11 protein-coding genes are annotated in these 14,948 nt (G+C 45.8%); 7 read left to right on the top strand and 4 right to left on the bottom strand.

Annotated features, from left to right (window positions below; genetic code table 11):
• Window positions 1-20: 20 nt before the first annotated feature.
• Window positions 21-3,137 carry a SusC/RagA family TonB-linked outer membrane protein gene (locus LS482_RS04650; RefSeq protein WP_233030585.1) on the bottom strand — a complete coding sequence of 1,039 codons (3,117 nt, stop codon included), beginning with the start codon at window positions 3,135-3,137 and terminating at the stop codon, window positions 21-23.
• Window positions 3,138-3,209: 72 nt separating this feature from the next.
• Window positions 3,210-4,490: an alkaline phosphatase family protein gene (locus tag LS482_RS04645; RefSeq protein WP_233030584.1), complete on the bottom strand. Its 1,281-nt coding sequence runs from the start codon at window positions 4,488-4,490 to the stop codon at window positions 3,210-3,212.
• Between the two features lie 276 nt (window positions 4,491-4,766).
• Here LS482_RS04645 and LS482_RS04640 point away from each other — a divergent pair, with 276 nt between their 5' ends.
• A complete protein-coding gene (locus LS482_RS04640) occupies window positions 4,767-5,366 on the top strand; it encodes a TetR family transcriptional regulator C-terminal domain-containing protein (RefSeq protein WP_233030583.1) in 600 nt (199 codons plus the stop codon).
• 11 nt (window positions 5,367-5,377) lie between these two features.
• On the opposite strand, the gene LS482_RS04635 is transcribed toward LS482_RS04640, so the two are convergent.
• On the bottom strand, window positions 5,378-5,623 hold the full coding sequence (locus tag LS482_RS04635; protein WP_233030582.1) for a CBU_0592 family membrane protein: 246 nt from the start codon (window positions 5,621-5,623) through the stop codon (window positions 5,378-5,380).
• A gap of 313 nt (window positions 5,624-5,936) precedes the next feature.
• Here LS482_RS04635 and gyrB point away from each other — a divergent pair, with 313 nt between their 5' ends.
• The 3 genes from gyrB (at window position 5,937) to secDF (ending at window position 12,245) form a co-directional block, all read left to right on the top strand.
• Entirely contained in the window at window positions 5,937-7,877 is a 1,941-nt protein-coding gene (gene gyrB / locus LS482_RS04630; RefSeq protein ID WP_233030581.1) for a DNA topoisomerase (ATP-hydrolyzing) subunit B, read from the top strand.
• Window positions 7,878-8,071: 194 nt separating this feature from the next.
• Complete coding sequence (mdh, locus tag LS482_RS04625) at window positions 8,072-8,992, top strand: malate dehydrogenase (protein ID WP_233030580.1); 921 nt, start codon at window positions 8,072-8,074, stop codon at window positions 8,990-8,992.
• Window positions 8,993-9,245: 253 nt separating this feature from the next.
• Window positions 9,246-12,245 (top strand): protein translocase subunit SecDF, encoded by a 3,000-nt coding sequence (gene secDF / locus LS482_RS04620; RefSeq protein WP_233030579.1) that lies wholly within the window; start codon window positions 9,246-9,248, stop codon window positions 12,243-12,245.
• 85 nt (window positions 12,246-12,330) lie between these two features.
• Here secDF and LS482_RS04615 read toward each other — a convergent pair whose 3' ends face one another.
• Window positions 12,331-13,146 carry a 2,3,4,5-tetrahydropyridine-2,6-dicarboxylate N-succinyltransferase gene (locus LS482_RS04615; protein ID WP_233030578.1) on the bottom strand — a complete coding sequence of 272 codons (816 nt, stop codon included), beginning with the start codon at window positions 13,144-13,146 and terminating at the stop codon, window positions 12,331-12,333.
• Between the two features lie 160 nt (window positions 13,147-13,306).
• Here LS482_RS04615 and ruvX point away from each other — a divergent pair, with 160 nt between their 5' ends.
• From ruvX to LS482_RS04600, 3 genes are all read left to right on the top strand, one after another.
• On the top strand, window positions 13,307-13,714 hold the full coding sequence (gene ruvX, locus LS482_RS04610) for a Holliday junction resolvase RuvX (protein ID WP_233030577.1): 408 nt from the start codon (window positions 13,307-13,309) through the stop codon (window positions 13,712-13,714).
• Window positions 13,715-13,751: 37 nt separating this feature from the next.
• On the top strand, window positions 13,752-14,342 hold the full coding sequence (def, locus tag LS482_RS04605; protein ID WP_233030576.1) for a peptide deformylase: 591 nt from the start codon (window positions 13,752-13,754) through the stop codon (window positions 14,340-14,342).
• A gap of 101 nt (window positions 14,343-14,443) precedes the next feature.
• Window positions 14,444-14,896 (top strand): DUF5606 family protein, encoded by a 453-nt coding sequence (locus LS482_RS04600; protein ID WP_233030575.1) that lies wholly within the window; start codon window positions 14,444-14,446, stop codon window positions 14,894-14,896.
• Window positions 14,897-14,948 lie beyond the last annotated feature (52 nt).

The raw sequence follows: 14,948 nt of genomic DNA, 5'->3' as shown, positions 1-14,948 counted from the left end.
GTTTTGTTTTCCGGTTACATTTAAAATTTAAGGTTCAGGTTAAACCCGATGCTTCGCGTGGAAGGAGCCTGAAGGTTGTCACTCCCCGGATCGGGGTCTACATTCGGGATTTTGGAAGAAACCCACAGATTTCTACCTATAAGCGAAACGCTCATGGCATTTAACGGTGTCTTTTTAATAAAACTGTCGGGGAGATTATAGGTGAGGGTAAGTTCGCGGAGTTTTATAAAGGTCTGTCTGTAATAGTGATAATTCTTGTTATGGCCGTTGCTGGTGGTCTGCATAAAAGAGATGTAATTTACCGGTACATCATTCGGCGCATATTCGCGTGTATCGCTGATAATGTTCCCGTTGGTATCGTATTCCACCTCACCGCTTATCACCTTAACGCCATTGCCTATATATGTGCTTTCCCCGTTATTGGCATCGTCCCTGTATTGATTGACAGTGCCGGGCGAGGTGCCTCCCCACCACATCTTTTGGTTGGTAGTGGAGTACATGAGTCCGCCTATCCGCCCGTCCAGGAGAACTGAAAGCGACAGGTTTTTATAGGTGAAGGTATTGGTAACGCCATAAGTCCAGTCGGGTTCGCTGTACCCGATAAAGCGACCGTAAGGATCACTGACCGGAAAGCCGTTTTCGAAAATAATATTCCCCTGCCCGTCTGTCTGGTAAACAGAAGCGTTATTGATCTTATCAACACGGTCACCTTCTTTGAGACGGTTTTCCGTATACTCTTTGTCTCCGTATATTTCATCGATATACTTACGGTACCGGCTAAAATTCAGCTGTGTATTCCAGCTGAAATTTTCCCCTTTTACAGGCGTGGCATTGATAGTGAATTCGATGCCCTTGCGTTTGAATATATTACCGTTGAGCAACAGGGAGGCGTAACCGGAAGCATCGGACAGGGGAATGTAATCGAGATTGTTGTAATCCCTGGTCTGGTAGTAGGCTACATCCAGGTTTAAGCGATTTTGAAAAAAGCGGAGGTCCGTGCCTATTTCCCAGGTGTCGGAAGTTTCCGGTTTTAATTCGGCGTCGTTTAGTGTGTTCCCGAAGCGAACTGAAGGTACGCCTCCCCAGGTGGTCCCGTTTTCATAGGCCTGGATGTATCTGTACGGATAGGAATCACCGGAATACGTTCTTATTTTCCCTTCGGAAACGCGTGACCAGGACCCCCTGATCTTGGCAAAAGACAACCAGGAAGGCATATCCGCCAGGCTGGAAATGACTACAGAACCGGATACCGAGGGGTAGAAAAAGGAGTTATTGCCTTCGGAAAGGGTGGAAATCCAGTCATTCCGCCCGGTAAGTGACAGGTAAAAAGCGTTGTAAAATTCCAGGTCGACATAACCGTAAACGCTGTGGATAGCTTCTTTCTCTTCCTGGTTTCTTCCCGTGAGCGTAGCCCCTGCATTATTGTCGAGATTGTAGAAACCGGGCACATTCAACCCGTCGGTAGAGGTGTAATGATATGTTTGCTTTCTGTAATAATCTGCATAGGCCACTTGTCCTGAAATGGAAAAATTATCGGAGAGATCACTCTCATAGTATATTCCCAGATCAGTAGTGATATCAAAATAATTGGTATTGGACAGGGAGAAATTCCCTCTTGATTTGTTGCTGTATCCCAGATAGCTTTTGGGTTCCTTGTATGTCCTGCCAAGCGCATATACGTTGACACCGCTTCTTCCTTTCAGGGTAAGTTCGGGAGTGAGGTTATACTCGAAGGCAACATTTCCGAAAACATTGTCCTTGTCATAGCCCTGGAGGTATTCGTAAGCCTGAAAATAAGGATTGTTGTACCACGAGGTGTTAAAATGTCTTTGCTGATACCCTTCCTGTCCTTCTTTCCAGTAATTTCTGAGGTCCCTGATATCTACATCGGTCCCGGTCCAGAGTATAAGGTTGTAAAGGTAATTGGTAGGGCCATAACCGATTTCCGGGAAGTTATCGGTGAATTGTTTGTTGTAGGTAAGTGAGGCATTGATCTTGACTTTTTCCGAGGGAGTCAATGAACCGCCCACCTGGAATGAAGTATTGTTCAGATCGGTATTGGGAACAATTCCTTTCTGGTATACATTTGAAAGGGAGATGCGGTAATTGGCCTTGTTATTTCCCCATCCCACACTCAGGTTGTTGGTTTGTACGAGTCCGGTCCTGAAGAAATTATCGATATTGTCCTTTCCCCTGGATACCCAGGGCAGCGGGGTTAATTCACCGGTTTCCGGGTCGATCGGGCTGTTGTACTGCGGAATTTCTACATATCCGCTTGGAGTTGAAGGATCGGTCTGGTCTAATTTCGGGCCCCATATCCATCCACCGCCTTCTGTTCCGCCGCCGCTACCGTCAATATAGGAATAGATGCCGTTGTTGCCGTTACCGTAGGTGGTCTGCACTTCCGGAACTTTTATAAAGGACGGCTGAAACATGGTAGAGTTATTAAAGGTCACCGTAAGCTTACCTTCCTTTCCCTTTTTGGTGGTGATCATAATGGCGCCGTTACGGCCTACCGAACCGTAAAGTGCGGAAGCTGTGGCCCCTTTCAGTACACTTATGTTTTCAATATCGTCGGCATTGATTTTCCAGAGGTCGGCCGTACGGTCGGGAATACCGTCAATGACCAGGAGCGGACTTTCCCCCCTGAGGCTGATCTCGGGATTTTGAAAGAGGTCTGTGGAATTCTTGATGTTGAGTCCGGCCACCTTACCGCTAAGGGCACTTATAAAGTTGGGCTCCTTGGCTTTTTCCAGGGCTTCGCCCTGTACTTCCTGCACGGCATAGCCCAGGGCCCTGGTTTCCTTTTTAATGCCGAGGGCGGTCACCACAACTTCTCCCAGTTGTTGGGTGTCTTCGGTAAGTGTGACTTCCAGGCTTTTTTTTCCTGCAAGGGGAACAGTCAGCGTTTTAAACCCGATATAGGAAAAAGTAAGGCTGTCCTTCGGGGATTCGGTGGCTATGGTAAAAAGCCCGTCGAAATCGGCTACGGTTCCGCGGGAACTTCCCGCAACGGAGATATTTACACCTCCCAGCGGTATGCCATTGGTATCGGTAACTTTTCCCGAAACTTCATGCTGAGCAAAAAGTTTGGGTGTTATCGATAACAATACGATAATTAAGCAGTGTTTCATCATAATAGTCAGTTTTTGATTCGTAGTTTATTTCTCTGTGATGAGACACACGGCCGTGTGTCTTTACGAGTGGATCTATTTAACCGTTGTAATCCATGTGTTCAAGGTGCTTCCCGGAGTTTCCAGGACGATCTTGTGGAAGTGGCCCGGGTTGTCCAGTTTGTGTGTAAAGGTTTCCGCTTTAACCGGAACTTTACCGAGCATCCGGTATTGGTCTTGTCCGCCCGTCTTGTAGTTGTTGGTGTCGGCGACCCATATTTTGGCAGTTTTGTTGCTGTCTTTCCCGGTACTTTTCCAGGTAACGGACAGCTGGTTGTTTCGGATTTTTGCCTGTAAACCGATAGCGTCCACCTTACCGATCAGTGAAACCCCGTCGAGTTCATAGGCTTGTGCTTCGGGGAGTTTTATGTCGAGAAAACCGGTCATGGTGGGGAGGATGTCTACAATGGCCGGGGTTTCCTGCCTGAAATAGGTGTTGGTCTGCGGGGTGTTGGTCACGATCCACGTGCTTCGTTCCCTTTCGGACTGCCCGCCGTGATGATGCCCGGTTTCCTTTGTTCTCCCGTGATCGGTGGTGATAATAAAAAGCCATTCCTCATCGCGGTTTTTCTCCCTTTTCTGAATGGCCTGCCAGATCATGCCGACGAGTTTATCTTCAAAAGCTATGGCTTTTGTAAGTTGCGGGCTGTCGCCGTATTTATGTCCTATGTCATCGGTGTATTCCAGGTACACCCAGGAAAGGTCCGGTCCTTCTTCACCGATATACCGGGCGGCTTCGGTGGCTACTTTTTCATCAATGTCCCGGATGAACTTTCTTTCGGGATCGTGGGGAAACTGTACCGTATCCAGTTCAAAACCGTCATAAGCATAGTCAACATGAATGTTCCCGGTTTCGGGCAGGCCTTCCCCAATCAGCTTGGTGCGGTTGTCCAGCCAGGTAGAGAAAATGGCGGTTTTTTTATCCGGATAGTGCGTCTTTAAGAGTCTGTAGATGGTAGGGTAATTGTAATTGGGGGCCTTTATGCTGTTTCCCCATACGTTGTGTTTGTTAACCCATGTTCCGGTAAGCAGGCTGTTGTATCCTACGGCAGAAATGGTCGGGGTTTCGGAATACCCGCCTTTTTTTCCGCCTACATAGGCACGGGTGTATCCGCCGTGGTTTGCAATGGCATCCAGGTTTGGGGTAGGGTTGTTTTCGATCATGTCGGCAGAGAGCCCGTCCACGATTATAAAAACCACTTTCTTCGTTTTCCCGGGGGAGGGGTCGGGGTCGGTGATGTGTCTGCTTCCGGCGGTGGTCGGAAGACAAAGGAAATACACGGTCAGAACGGCTGTGAAATACTTGCAGATTTTCATTTTTGGTTTGGTTGATAGTTTTAACAAAAATAATAAATTTATTGAATGTTCATTCAATTTATGATAGCAATATGGCATATTTGTGTTTGGTTTTATGGTTTTAAATCAAGGTTTTAAGATGTGTTTTAAAGTGTTTGGACAAAGGTATGTTCGGAATTAATAAATTGAACGAATGTTCAGTTAAAAAAATATTATTCTAATGTTTTGTTTTTGTTATGTGTATCGCGAACCGGTTTTATGTGGTGCAAAATGTTATTTTTGTTAAAAATTACTTTCATGGGGAGAAAGCGTTTGACCGATGTGCGTCAGAAAGAGATTATCAAATCCTTTTACAGGGTAGCCAAGAAAATCGGACTGGAAAATACTTCCATAGCCAAGGTTGCCGATGAAATGGGGATCAGTAACGGGCTCGTTATGCATTATTTCAAGACTAGGGACGACCTTCTTATGGGACTCAATGACTATATCCTGGAGCGCCACCTCAATATTATCACTTCAAGGGAAAACGGCAGCATTGACAGTTGGGAGAGGTTGGAGAGCCTCGTGGAAAACCTTTTTTCGAGGAAATGGAACCGCTATTTTGACGACGGGGTGTTTTACAGTTGTTATGCCCTGATCTATCGCAAAAGGAATTTTAATGAAAGTTTCCGGAGATACCTGGAGGCGCTGCACGAGGTATTGCTAGACAAACTAAAGGAGGCCAGGGCTAACGGTGTTATCAGTAATGACAACCTGGAAGAGCTGACCGAGATCATCTTTGCCCTGGTGGACGGGGCTTATTACTACCTCGGAATGTTTACCGCAAAGGAAAAAGCCTATGAAAAGCAGGTGGATATTTATGTGAGGCACGCCCTGTCACTTTTTAGAAAAACCTGAACTGTTCGGGTTTATCCGGAGATGTTCCGGTATATGCGATATACCGCCAGGACGGCGATGATGGTCCATACCGTATTTACCACCACATTGGGGAGGTCGCTGAGGTGCAGGGCATTTATTACGAGACAAATGCCTCCCGCAGCATTCAGGGAGTGGTACAGCGGCCTGTCGGCAGAAATATATTTCATGCTCAACAGAAAGTAAGCAACTATAAATATGACGGCCCCGAGCCAGCCCATCATCGTATATAAAAACATGAGATATCTTTTGCGGGCAAAACACGTACCCGGATTTTTGGCGAAAGATAAAAAGTTACCGTTATAGTAACGGCATTTCCCTTCTGAAATTGCCAAAACAGGACTACACACACCGGTTTAAAACCGACCGGGGCAAAATCCCGGCCAAACGTTGATAAAATGTGTATAACTTGAAGGTTGTGGGCAGTGGGTTTGCTTTTATTCTCTGGGTATTTTACTATATTTGTCCGTTCGTCTTTGCATAGCCTTTCCGGAAGTGTTGAAACTCCGGAAAAGCAGGCTTGGCGAATGCTAAAAAAAACAGATTTAATCTATGAGCGAAGCAATTGATAAAAAGCAATATTCTGCAGACAGCATTCAGGCGCTGGAAGGAATGGAGCACGTACGTATGCGCCCCTCCATGTATATTGGCGACGTCGGAGTAAGAGGGCTGCATCACCTGGTTTATGAAGTTGTGGATAACTCCATTGATGAGGCACTGGCCGGGCATTGCGATGTCATATCCGTTATTATAAACGAAGACAATTCCGTTACCGTTGAAGACAACGGCCGGGGGATACCGGTGGATATACATAAAAAAGAAGGGGTCTCCGCCCTGGAGGTGGTAATGACCAAGATCGGGGCCGGAGGTAAATTTGACAAGGATTCCTATAAAGTATCTGGCGGACTGCACGGTGTCGGGGTCTCTGTGGTAAACGCCCTTTCCGATAACCTCAAAGCCACGGTGTACCGTGACGGTAAAGTATGGGAGCAGGAATACGAGAAGGGAAAGACCGTTTATCCGGTAAAAGCAGTCGGGGAAACCGATAAGTCGGGTACCATAATAACGTTTAGACCGGATGCCACCATCTTTCAGCAGACCATAGAGTACAGCTATGATACCCTGGCCAGCAGAATGCGGGAACTGGCATTCCTGAACAAAGGTATCACCATTACACTTACTGACAGAAGGCATAAGAACGAGGAAGGCGAGTTCGAAAACGAGGTCTTTCATTCCGAAGAAGGGCTCAAGGAATTTATCCGTTTCCTGGATGGTACCCGCGAACCTATCATAGGGGATGTTATCTCCATGGAAGGGGAGAAAAACGATATCCCCGTGGAGGTAGCGATGGTGTACAATACATCTTTTAATGAGAATTTGCATTCTTATGTAAACAATATCAATACTCATGAGGGAGGAACACACCTTGCCGGATTCCGGAGAGGCCTCACCACAACATTGAAGAAATATGCGGATGCTTCCGGGATGCTCGACAAACTGAAGTTTGAGATTGCGGGAGATGACTTCCGGGAAGGACTGACGGCAATTGTGTCCGTAAAGGTGGCAGAACCGCAATTTGAGGGGCAGACCAAAACCAAATTAGGGAACAGGGAAGTTACTGCGGCAGTTTCGCAGGCCGTGTCCGAAATGCTGGAAAATTATCTCGAAGAGCATCCTAATGATGCCAAGACCATCGTTCAGAAAGTTATCTTGGCCGCTCAGGCAAGACACGCAGCAAGAAAAGCGCGTGAAATGGTGCAACGGAAAACCCCGATGGGGGGCAGCGGACTCCCGGGAAAACTTTCGGACTGTTCCGAACAGGATCCGGAAAAATGCGAGGTGTTCCTGGTAGAGGGGGACTCTGCAGGAGGTACGGCCAAACAGGGGAGAGACCGGAATTTCCAGGCGATACTGCCCTTGCGTGGTAAGATACTCAATGTAGAGAAAGCCATGCATCACAAGGTCTTTGAAAACGAAGAGATAAGGAATATTTTTACTGCCCTTGGGGTAACCGTGGGTACCGAAGAAGACAGCAAAGCACTGAATATTGAAAAGCTGCGCTATCACAAGGTGGTTATCATGTGTGATGCCGATGTGGACGGAAGTCATATCGCTACCCTTATCCTTACGTTCTTCTTCCGTTATATGAAGGAACTTATAGAGAACGGTCACGTATATATTGCTACACCACCCCTGTATCTGGTGAAAAAAGGAAGCAAGAAGAGTTATGCCTGGAGTGACAAAGAAAGGGACAGACTGCTTGAAGAATACGGATCAGGTGCCGGTTTACAACGTTACAAAGGCCTCGGGGAAATGAACGCCGAGCAGTTATGGGATACCACAATGAACCCGGAGTTCAGGACACTGCGGCAGGTAACCATAGATAATGGCAGTGAAGCGGATCGTATATTCTCCATGCTTATGGGGGATGAAGTACCGCCGCGAAGAGACTTTATAGAGAAAAATGCGGTTTATGCCAATATAGATGCATAAATTGTCAGAAGGTCATCAAAGGCATCCCGGTTAAAGGATGCCTTTGTTTTTATAACAATAGGGGAATGAAGTTTCCCTTTCTTCACAAAAACATGTTCCGGTCAGTAAGAAGCATGCGGCTTAATGCCTTCATTTCGTGCTAAAATGACTAAATTTGTCATACTGAAAAAATATTCAAAATAAATAATTATCATATGAAAGTTACAATAGTTGGCGCCGGAGCCGTTGGTGCCAGTTGCGCAGAGTACATTGCCATTAAAAATTTTGCTTCAGAAGTAGTTTTGCTGGACATCAAGGAAGGCGTTGCCGAAGGAAAGGCAATGGATTTAATGCAAACCGCATCGTTAAACGGATTTGATACCAAAATCGCAGGGTCCACCAACGATTATTCCAAAACAGCCGGTAGTGATATTGCCGTAATAACCAGTGGTATCCCGCGAAAACCGGGGATGACAAGGGAAGAACTTATCGGTATTAATGCCGGGATTGTGAAGGACGTGGTGTCCAGCCTTATCGAACAATCTCCCAATGTGATCGTCATCGTGGTAAGTAACCCGATGGATACGATGACCTACCTTACGCATAAAGCCACCGGGCTGCCCAAAAACCGTATTATAGGTATGGGAGGTGCGCTTGACAGTGCCCGCTTTAAATACAGGTTAAGCGAAGCCCTGGAATGCCCGGCCTCCGATGTGGACGGTATGGTGATAGGAGGGCACAGCGATACCGGAATGGTGCCTTTGACAAGGCTGGCGGTACGGAACAGTGTTCCCGTAAACAAGTTTCTGAGCAAAGAGCGACTGAACCAGGTGGCGGAAGATACCAAGGTAGGAGGTGCAACCCTCACCAAATTACTGGGAACCAGCGCATGGTATGCCCCCGGCGCCGCTGTTTCTGCATTGGTTCAGGCCATAGCGTGCGACCAGAAAAAAATGTTCCCCTGTTCGGCACTGCTCGACGGTGAGTTCGGACTGAACGATATCTGTATCGGTGTTCCTGTTATTCTCGGTAAAAACGGTATAGAAAAGATCGTGGAAATAGAACTTGACGAGGCCGAAAAAACAAAATTACGGGAAAGCGCCGAAGGTGTCAAAAAAGTGAATGCCCTGTTGTAAATAGTGATACGATACTTTTAAGCGAGGAGCTGCGTAAAACCCTGACAGACGAAAAGGAATGTTTTACGCAGCTTCTTTTTTGTCCCGCAATTATTTCGATAAAGGCGTTATGTATTCTGATTTACAGATAGATATATGTAAGTTCCTGTTTCCGAAATACTAAGGGAATAAAACGGGGAAATAAATTGTTTAATCCTGTTGTAAATTATATATTTGCTCGTTTCTAAAAAATGATTAATTAATAAGAATAAGAATGCAAAACAAGGGACTTATCAAGCTTTTTGCTATTTTATTTGGAATTGTAAGTATTTATCAGTTATCCTTCACTTTTATTACGAATAAGGTAGAAGATAAAGCTGAAACATTTGCAATTAACAAAATTCCCGAAAGCACGGAAGGCTATGTAGTAAAAAGGGAGGTGGAAGAAACCAGGTACCTGGATTCTATAGGCAATGAGACGGTTTTTGATGTCGGGGTTGCGAGTTTTACCTATAATGAGGCAAAAGATAAAGAACTCAACAAAGGACTGGACCTTAAAGGAGGAATAAACGTTATCCTGGAGATATCGGTAAAAGATATTTTAAAAGGATTGGCCAACAATTCCAAAGATCCTGTGTTTAACAAGGCTCTGGCCAATGCGGACAAAGCGTCCAAAAACAGTGATAAGCCCTATGTGGACCTTTTCTTCCAGGAATTCGAAGCGATAAAAGGAGATGCAAAACTGGCTTCTCCGGACATCTTTGCCAATAAAATACTCAGTGAAGAGATCAATTTCCAGATGTCCGATAACGAGGTGAAACCCGTTATCCGCAGGAAAGTGGATGAGTCCATCGTGTCTGCTTTTGAAGTACTCCGCAAGCGTATAGACCGTTTTGGTGTTACCCAGCCCAATATACAACGACTCGGGACTACCGGGCGTATTCTTGTGGAACTTCCCGGAGCCAAGGATATAAACCGGGTGAAAAGACTGTTGCAAAGTACCGCCCAGCTGGAGTTCTGGGAGACTTTCAAGAATGAAGAGGTCATGCAGTACCTGATGCAGGTGAACGAAAGGTTGAGAACCATTGTAAAAACTTCTTCAAAACAGGAAGAACCGCAACAGGAAGACGCTTCTGAGATCGACTCGCTTCTGGCCGATGCGGAACAGGATTCACTGGAGTCTGTAGGGCAGGCCAATCCGTTGTTCGACCTGGCCGTAGCCCCTGGGGCACAGGGCGGTCCGGTATTGATGAGTTTTGCTACCAAGGATACCGCTCAGGTAAATGCATACCTGAATATGCGTGAAATAAAGCAATTGCTTCCCGCCGAATTACAGAATGCAAGGTTTGCCTGGAGCAAACCGGGCGCTAACGAGGAGGTGATTGACCTTTATGCCCTGAAATCCAACAGGGAAGATCAACCCCCGCTGAGTGGCGGAGTTGTGGTAGATGCGCAACAGACTTATGACCAGAGAGGAAACCCTGCCGTTTCCATGCAGATGGACGGTAAGGGTGCCAAGATATGGGAAGAACTTACCGGGAAAGCCTATCGCGAAGGAAATTTTATAGCTATTGTACTGGATAATATCGTGTACTCTGCTCCCGGTGTAACCAGCGGACCTATTTCCGGTGGTAATTCTGAAATTACCGGGCAATTTACACTTAATGAGGCGATAGACCTTGCCAATGTTCTCCGTGCAGGTAAACTGCCGGCTTCGGCAGATATTATACAAAGTGAGGTTGTAGGGCCTTCACTGGGACAGGAAGCCATAAACAGCGGTATGATGTCGTTTATCATTGCCATGGTGCTGGTGCTGTTGTGGATGTTGTTCTACTACGGCCGTGCAGGATGGTTTGCCGATGTTGCCCTTATATTTAATATTGTTCTCATCTTTGGCGTACTGGCAGGTCTGGGAGCGGTATTGACCCTTCCCGGTATAGCAGGTATTGTACTGACCATCGGTATGTCTGTAGATGCCAATGTACTGATTTTCGAAAGGATCAAAGAAGAACTTTCGAAAGGAAAAGGACAAATGCAGGCCGTTGCCGACGGTTTTGGCAATGCACTGTCCTCTATCCTCGATGCCAATATCACTACGGGACTTACAGCACTTATCCTGTTCATTTTCGGTACGGGCCCCATCCAGGGATTCGCAACGACATTGATGATAGGTATTGCTACCTCCCTGTTTACCGCTATCTTTATTACAAGGTTGCTGGTTGACTGGTATATCGGAAGGAAAAAATCCCTGCAGTTCGCTACCGGGATCACCAAAAATCTGTTCCGGAATGTCAATATTGATTTTCTCGCTAAACGGAAAATGTCCTATACCATTTCCGGGGTCATACTGATTGTGGCAGTGGGCTCCCTGTTTACTCAAGGACTGAATCAGGGTGTGGATTTTGTGGGCGGACGCTCCTATCAGATACGCTTTGAACATCCTGTGAACCCTACCGAACTGGCTACTGAACTCAATGACGGACTGGGAAGTGTGGAGGTAAAAACTTTCGGGGCTGCCAATCAGGTAAAAGTAACAACCAAATACAAGGTGGACGAAGAAGGTACTGAAATCGATAGAGAAATTCAGGATATTCTTTATACCACCCTGCAAAAACACCTTCCGGAAGGATTGTCGGAATCTGAATTTGTAAGCGGAGGGGACTCCAAGCAATACGGTATTATGCAGTCTGTTAAAGTAGGTCCTACTATTGCAGATGATATAAAACGAAATGCCATATGGGCCATTGTAGGCTCACTTATTGTAGTGTTCCTGTACATTTTATTGCGTTTCCGCAAATGGCAGTTCTCTATAGGGGCTGTTGCAGCCGTTTTCCACGACGTGCTTATTGTACTCGGGGTATTCTCGCTGACTTACAAGTTCATGCCGTTCAATATGGAGATCGACCAGGCATTTATTGCCGCCATACTTACGGTTATCGGTTATTCCCTGAACGATACGGTGGTAGTGTTTGACCGTATCCGGGAGATCACTTCCGAGAGGGGCTGGAAAGCCGGGCAAAATATTAACCTGGCCATAAACAGTACCCTGAGCCGTACGCTGAACACCTCACTTACCACATTGGTGGTGCTTCTTGCCATTTTTATCTTTGGTGGAGAGTCCATCCGCGGATTTATGTTCGCATTGATCGTAGGGGTGATCGTCGGAACGTATTCTTCCGTATTTATAGCTACACCTATCATGTTCGATACTTTAAAGAACAAAGGGGAAAATGTACTGAAGAAGAAAGAGGAAGAAACAGAAGCAGAAAAATAAAAAAGACAGCTTCTCTTATATATAAAAAAACCGCTTGCATGTTCAATGCAGGCGGTTTTCTTTTTATAGAATAACGCTATGTGTTTTAAACAGCTACGTCATATTCACGCAGTGCATCGTTAAGCGAAGTCTTCAGGTCTGTAGAAGCCTTTCGTTTACCGATAATAAGGGCACAGGGTACCTGGTATTCACCGGCAGCAAATTTTTTGGTGTAACTTCCCGGTATCACTACCGATCTGGCGGGGACAAGTCCCTTGCTTTCCACGGGTTCGCTTCCCGTCACATCAATAATTTTTGTAGAAGCCGTAAGGACTACATTGGCACCCAGTACCGCTTCTTTTTCCACACGTACGCCTTCCACTACAATGCATCGCGAACCGATAAAGGCATTATCTTCTATAATAACGGGGGCGGCCTGTAAGGGTTCGAGTACACCGCCAATACCAACACCACCGCTGAGGTGCACGTGTTTTCCTATCTGGGCACAGCTTCCTACCGTAGCCCAGGTATCCACCATCGTTCCCTCATCGACATAGGCCCCGATGTTTACATAACTGGGCATCATGATCACTCCGCCGGAAACGTATGCGCCATGACGGGCAATGGCATGGGGGACTACACGAATACCTTTGGCAGCATACCCCTTTTTTAAAGGGATCTTGTCGTGGAATTCCAGCGGTCCCGCTTCAATAGTTTCCATTTTTTGTATGGGAAAGTATAATACTACTGCTTTTTTTACCCATTCGTTGACCTGCCAGCCGTTATCCGCAGGTTCGGCTACCCTCAGTTTGCCTTCGTCCAATAACCCGACGACCTCCCGTATGGTGTTCTGTGTATTTTGTTCTTTCAGTAAGTCCCTGTTATCCCAGGCATTTTCTATGATCTCACGTAATTTTTCCATATAATATGTAATGATTTTATTTGTTTTTATATGTATTCCGGAACCGGAATATGTTGTATAAGTACCCCGGCATCAGGGCAAATATAAAGGCTTATAATTGAATATACCCGGCTATTTTATAGTTATAACAATTTAAATCTTAAATTTGCCAAAAAATCGGATGGGTAGAATACTGGCCATAGATTACGGAACAAAGCGCACAGGGATAGCCGTAACAGATGAATTACAGATCATTGCGTCGGGGCTTGCAACAGTGCCTACCCCCGAACTTATGGATTTCCTGAAGGAGTATACCCGGAAGGAAAGTGTAGAACGCATCATTGTAGGAGAACCCAAACGGTACAGCAACGAGGCCTCGGAAAGCGAAAAATATATCCGGGTGTTCCTGGAAAAAGTGAGTAAACAATTACCTGATATACCCGTAGAACGTGTTGACGAACGGTTTACTTCCAAAATGGCTTTCCAGACCATGATCGACAGCGGTCTGAAAAAAAAGCAGCGCAGGAACAAGGAGCTGATAGACGAGATCAGTGCTACGATCATATTACAGTCATATCTGTACCGGTAGCTGAACCAAAGTAATTTGTTAAAAGAATTGTATTAAGATGATATTACCTATTGTTGCCTATGGCGACCCAGTTTTGAGAAGGAAAACCAGGGAAATAGATGAAAATTACCCGGACCTTCAGGAGTTGATAGCAAATATGTTCGAAACCATGTATAATGCCTATGGTGTAGGATTGGCCGCACCCCAGGTAGGGCTGCCCGTCCGGCTTTTTGTTATTGATACCAGCCCTTTTGCAGAAGATGAAGAGCTGGATGCGGAAGAACAGGAACAACTGCGCAATTTCAAAAAAGTGTTTATCAATGCGAAGATACTGGAAGAGACCGGTGAAGAATGGGCCTTTAACGAAGGATGTCTCAGCATTCCCAATATCCGGGAAGATGTTTCCAGGGAAGAAACAATAAAGATCGAGTATTACGACAAGGATTTTGTTAAACATGTCGAGGAATACGACGGATTGATTGCCAGAGTCATTCAGCATGAATATGATCATATCGAAGGTGTACTGTTTACCGATAAACTTTCGGCACTGAAAAAACGGCTTCTCAAAGGCAAACTGACCAATATTTCCAAGGGAAAGATCGATGTAGACTACAAGATGCGCTTTCCCGAAGCCAAAAAAGCGCGCTGATCTCACGGCTCCGCCCGGGAACCGGACATGGTGAAAATCAAAACCAGAAGCTATAGACCAAAAACGAGAAACTATAAACCATAAACTATAAACTTTTATATATGAGTTTAGACAAGATACTGGCCATTTCCGGTAAACCCGGATTGTACGAATTAAAAGCACAGACCAGGAGCGGTTTTGTTGCGGAATCCCTCATAGACGGTAAACGTATAACAGTGGGGTTGCGGAATAATGTGAGCCTCCTTTCCGAAATTGCCATCTACACCCTTAAAGAAGAAATTCCGCTTCGCGAAGTTTTGAGGAAGATCAAGGAAAAGGAAAACGGAGGAGAAACTTCCGTAAGTCATAAGGAAGAGAAGGTGAAGCTGGAAGAATATTTCTTTGAGGTCCTCCCGGACTATGATGAGGACAGGGTGTACCCGGGAGATATCAAAAAGATCATCCAGTGGTACAATTTATTGATTTCCAAGGGGCTTGACGATTTTGAAGAAGAAACCTCCGAAACCGAAGGTAAGGAAGGAGATGAAGAGAAAAAAGGAGAGGACATCGGCTAAAGCATAAAAAAACAGATAATTTTGCTCTGTCAGATAGTATAAAAACTCCCGG

The sequence above is a fragment of the Sinomicrobium kalidii genome, from assembly GCF_021183825.1.
GTDB classification, from domain to species: Bacteria; Bacteroidota; Bacteroidia; order Flavobacteriales; family Flavobacteriaceae; genus Sinomicrobium; species Sinomicrobium kalidii.
The sequence above is the reverse complement of the archived record's forward strand: the minus strand, read 5'-3'. Positions and strand labels throughout refer to the sequence as shown.

Bases quoted from the DNA above. Each gene is read 5' to 3' on its own strand.
- LS482_RS04650 (WP_233030585.1), bottom strand. From the start codon at position 3,137: ATGATGAAACACTGCTTAATTATCGTATTGTTATCGATAACACCCAAA.
- secDF (WP_233030579.1), top strand. From the start codon at position 9,246: ATGCAAAACAAGGGACTTATCAAGCTTTTTGCTATTTTATTTGGAATT.
- mdh (WP_233030580.1), top strand. From the start codon at position 8,072: ATGAAAGTTACAATAGTTGGCGCCGGAGCCGTTGGTGCCAGTTGCGCA.
- def (WP_233030576.1), top strand. From the start codon at position 13,752: ATGATATTACCTATTGTTGCCTATGGCGACCCAGTTTTGAGAAGGAAA.
- LS482_RS04600 (WP_233030575.1), top strand. From the start codon at position 14,444: ATGAGTTTAGACAAGATACTGGCCATTTCCGGTAAACCCGGATTGTAC.
- LS482_RS04640 (WP_233030583.1), top strand. From the start codon at position 4,767: ATGGGGAGAAAGCGTTTGACCGATGTGCGTCAGAAAGAGATTATCAAA.
- LS482_RS04645 (WP_233030584.1), bottom strand. From the start codon at position 4,490: ATGAAAATCTGCAAGTATTTCACAGCCGTTCTGACCGTGTATTTCCTT.
- LS482_RS04615 (WP_233030578.1), bottom strand. From the start codon at position 13,146: ATGGAAAAATTACGTGAGATCATAGAAAATGCCTGGGATAACAGGGAC.
- LS482_RS04635 (WP_233030582.1), bottom strand. From the start codon at position 5,623: ATGTTTTTATATACGATGATGGGCTGGCTCGGGGCCGTCATATTTATA.
- ruvX (WP_233030577.1), top strand. From the start codon at position 13,307: ATGGGTAGAATACTGGCCATAGATTACGGAACAAAGCGCACAGGGATA.
- gyrB (WP_233030581.1), top strand. From the start codon at position 5,937: ATGAGCGAAGCAATTGATAAAAAGCAATATTCTGCAGACAGCATTCAG.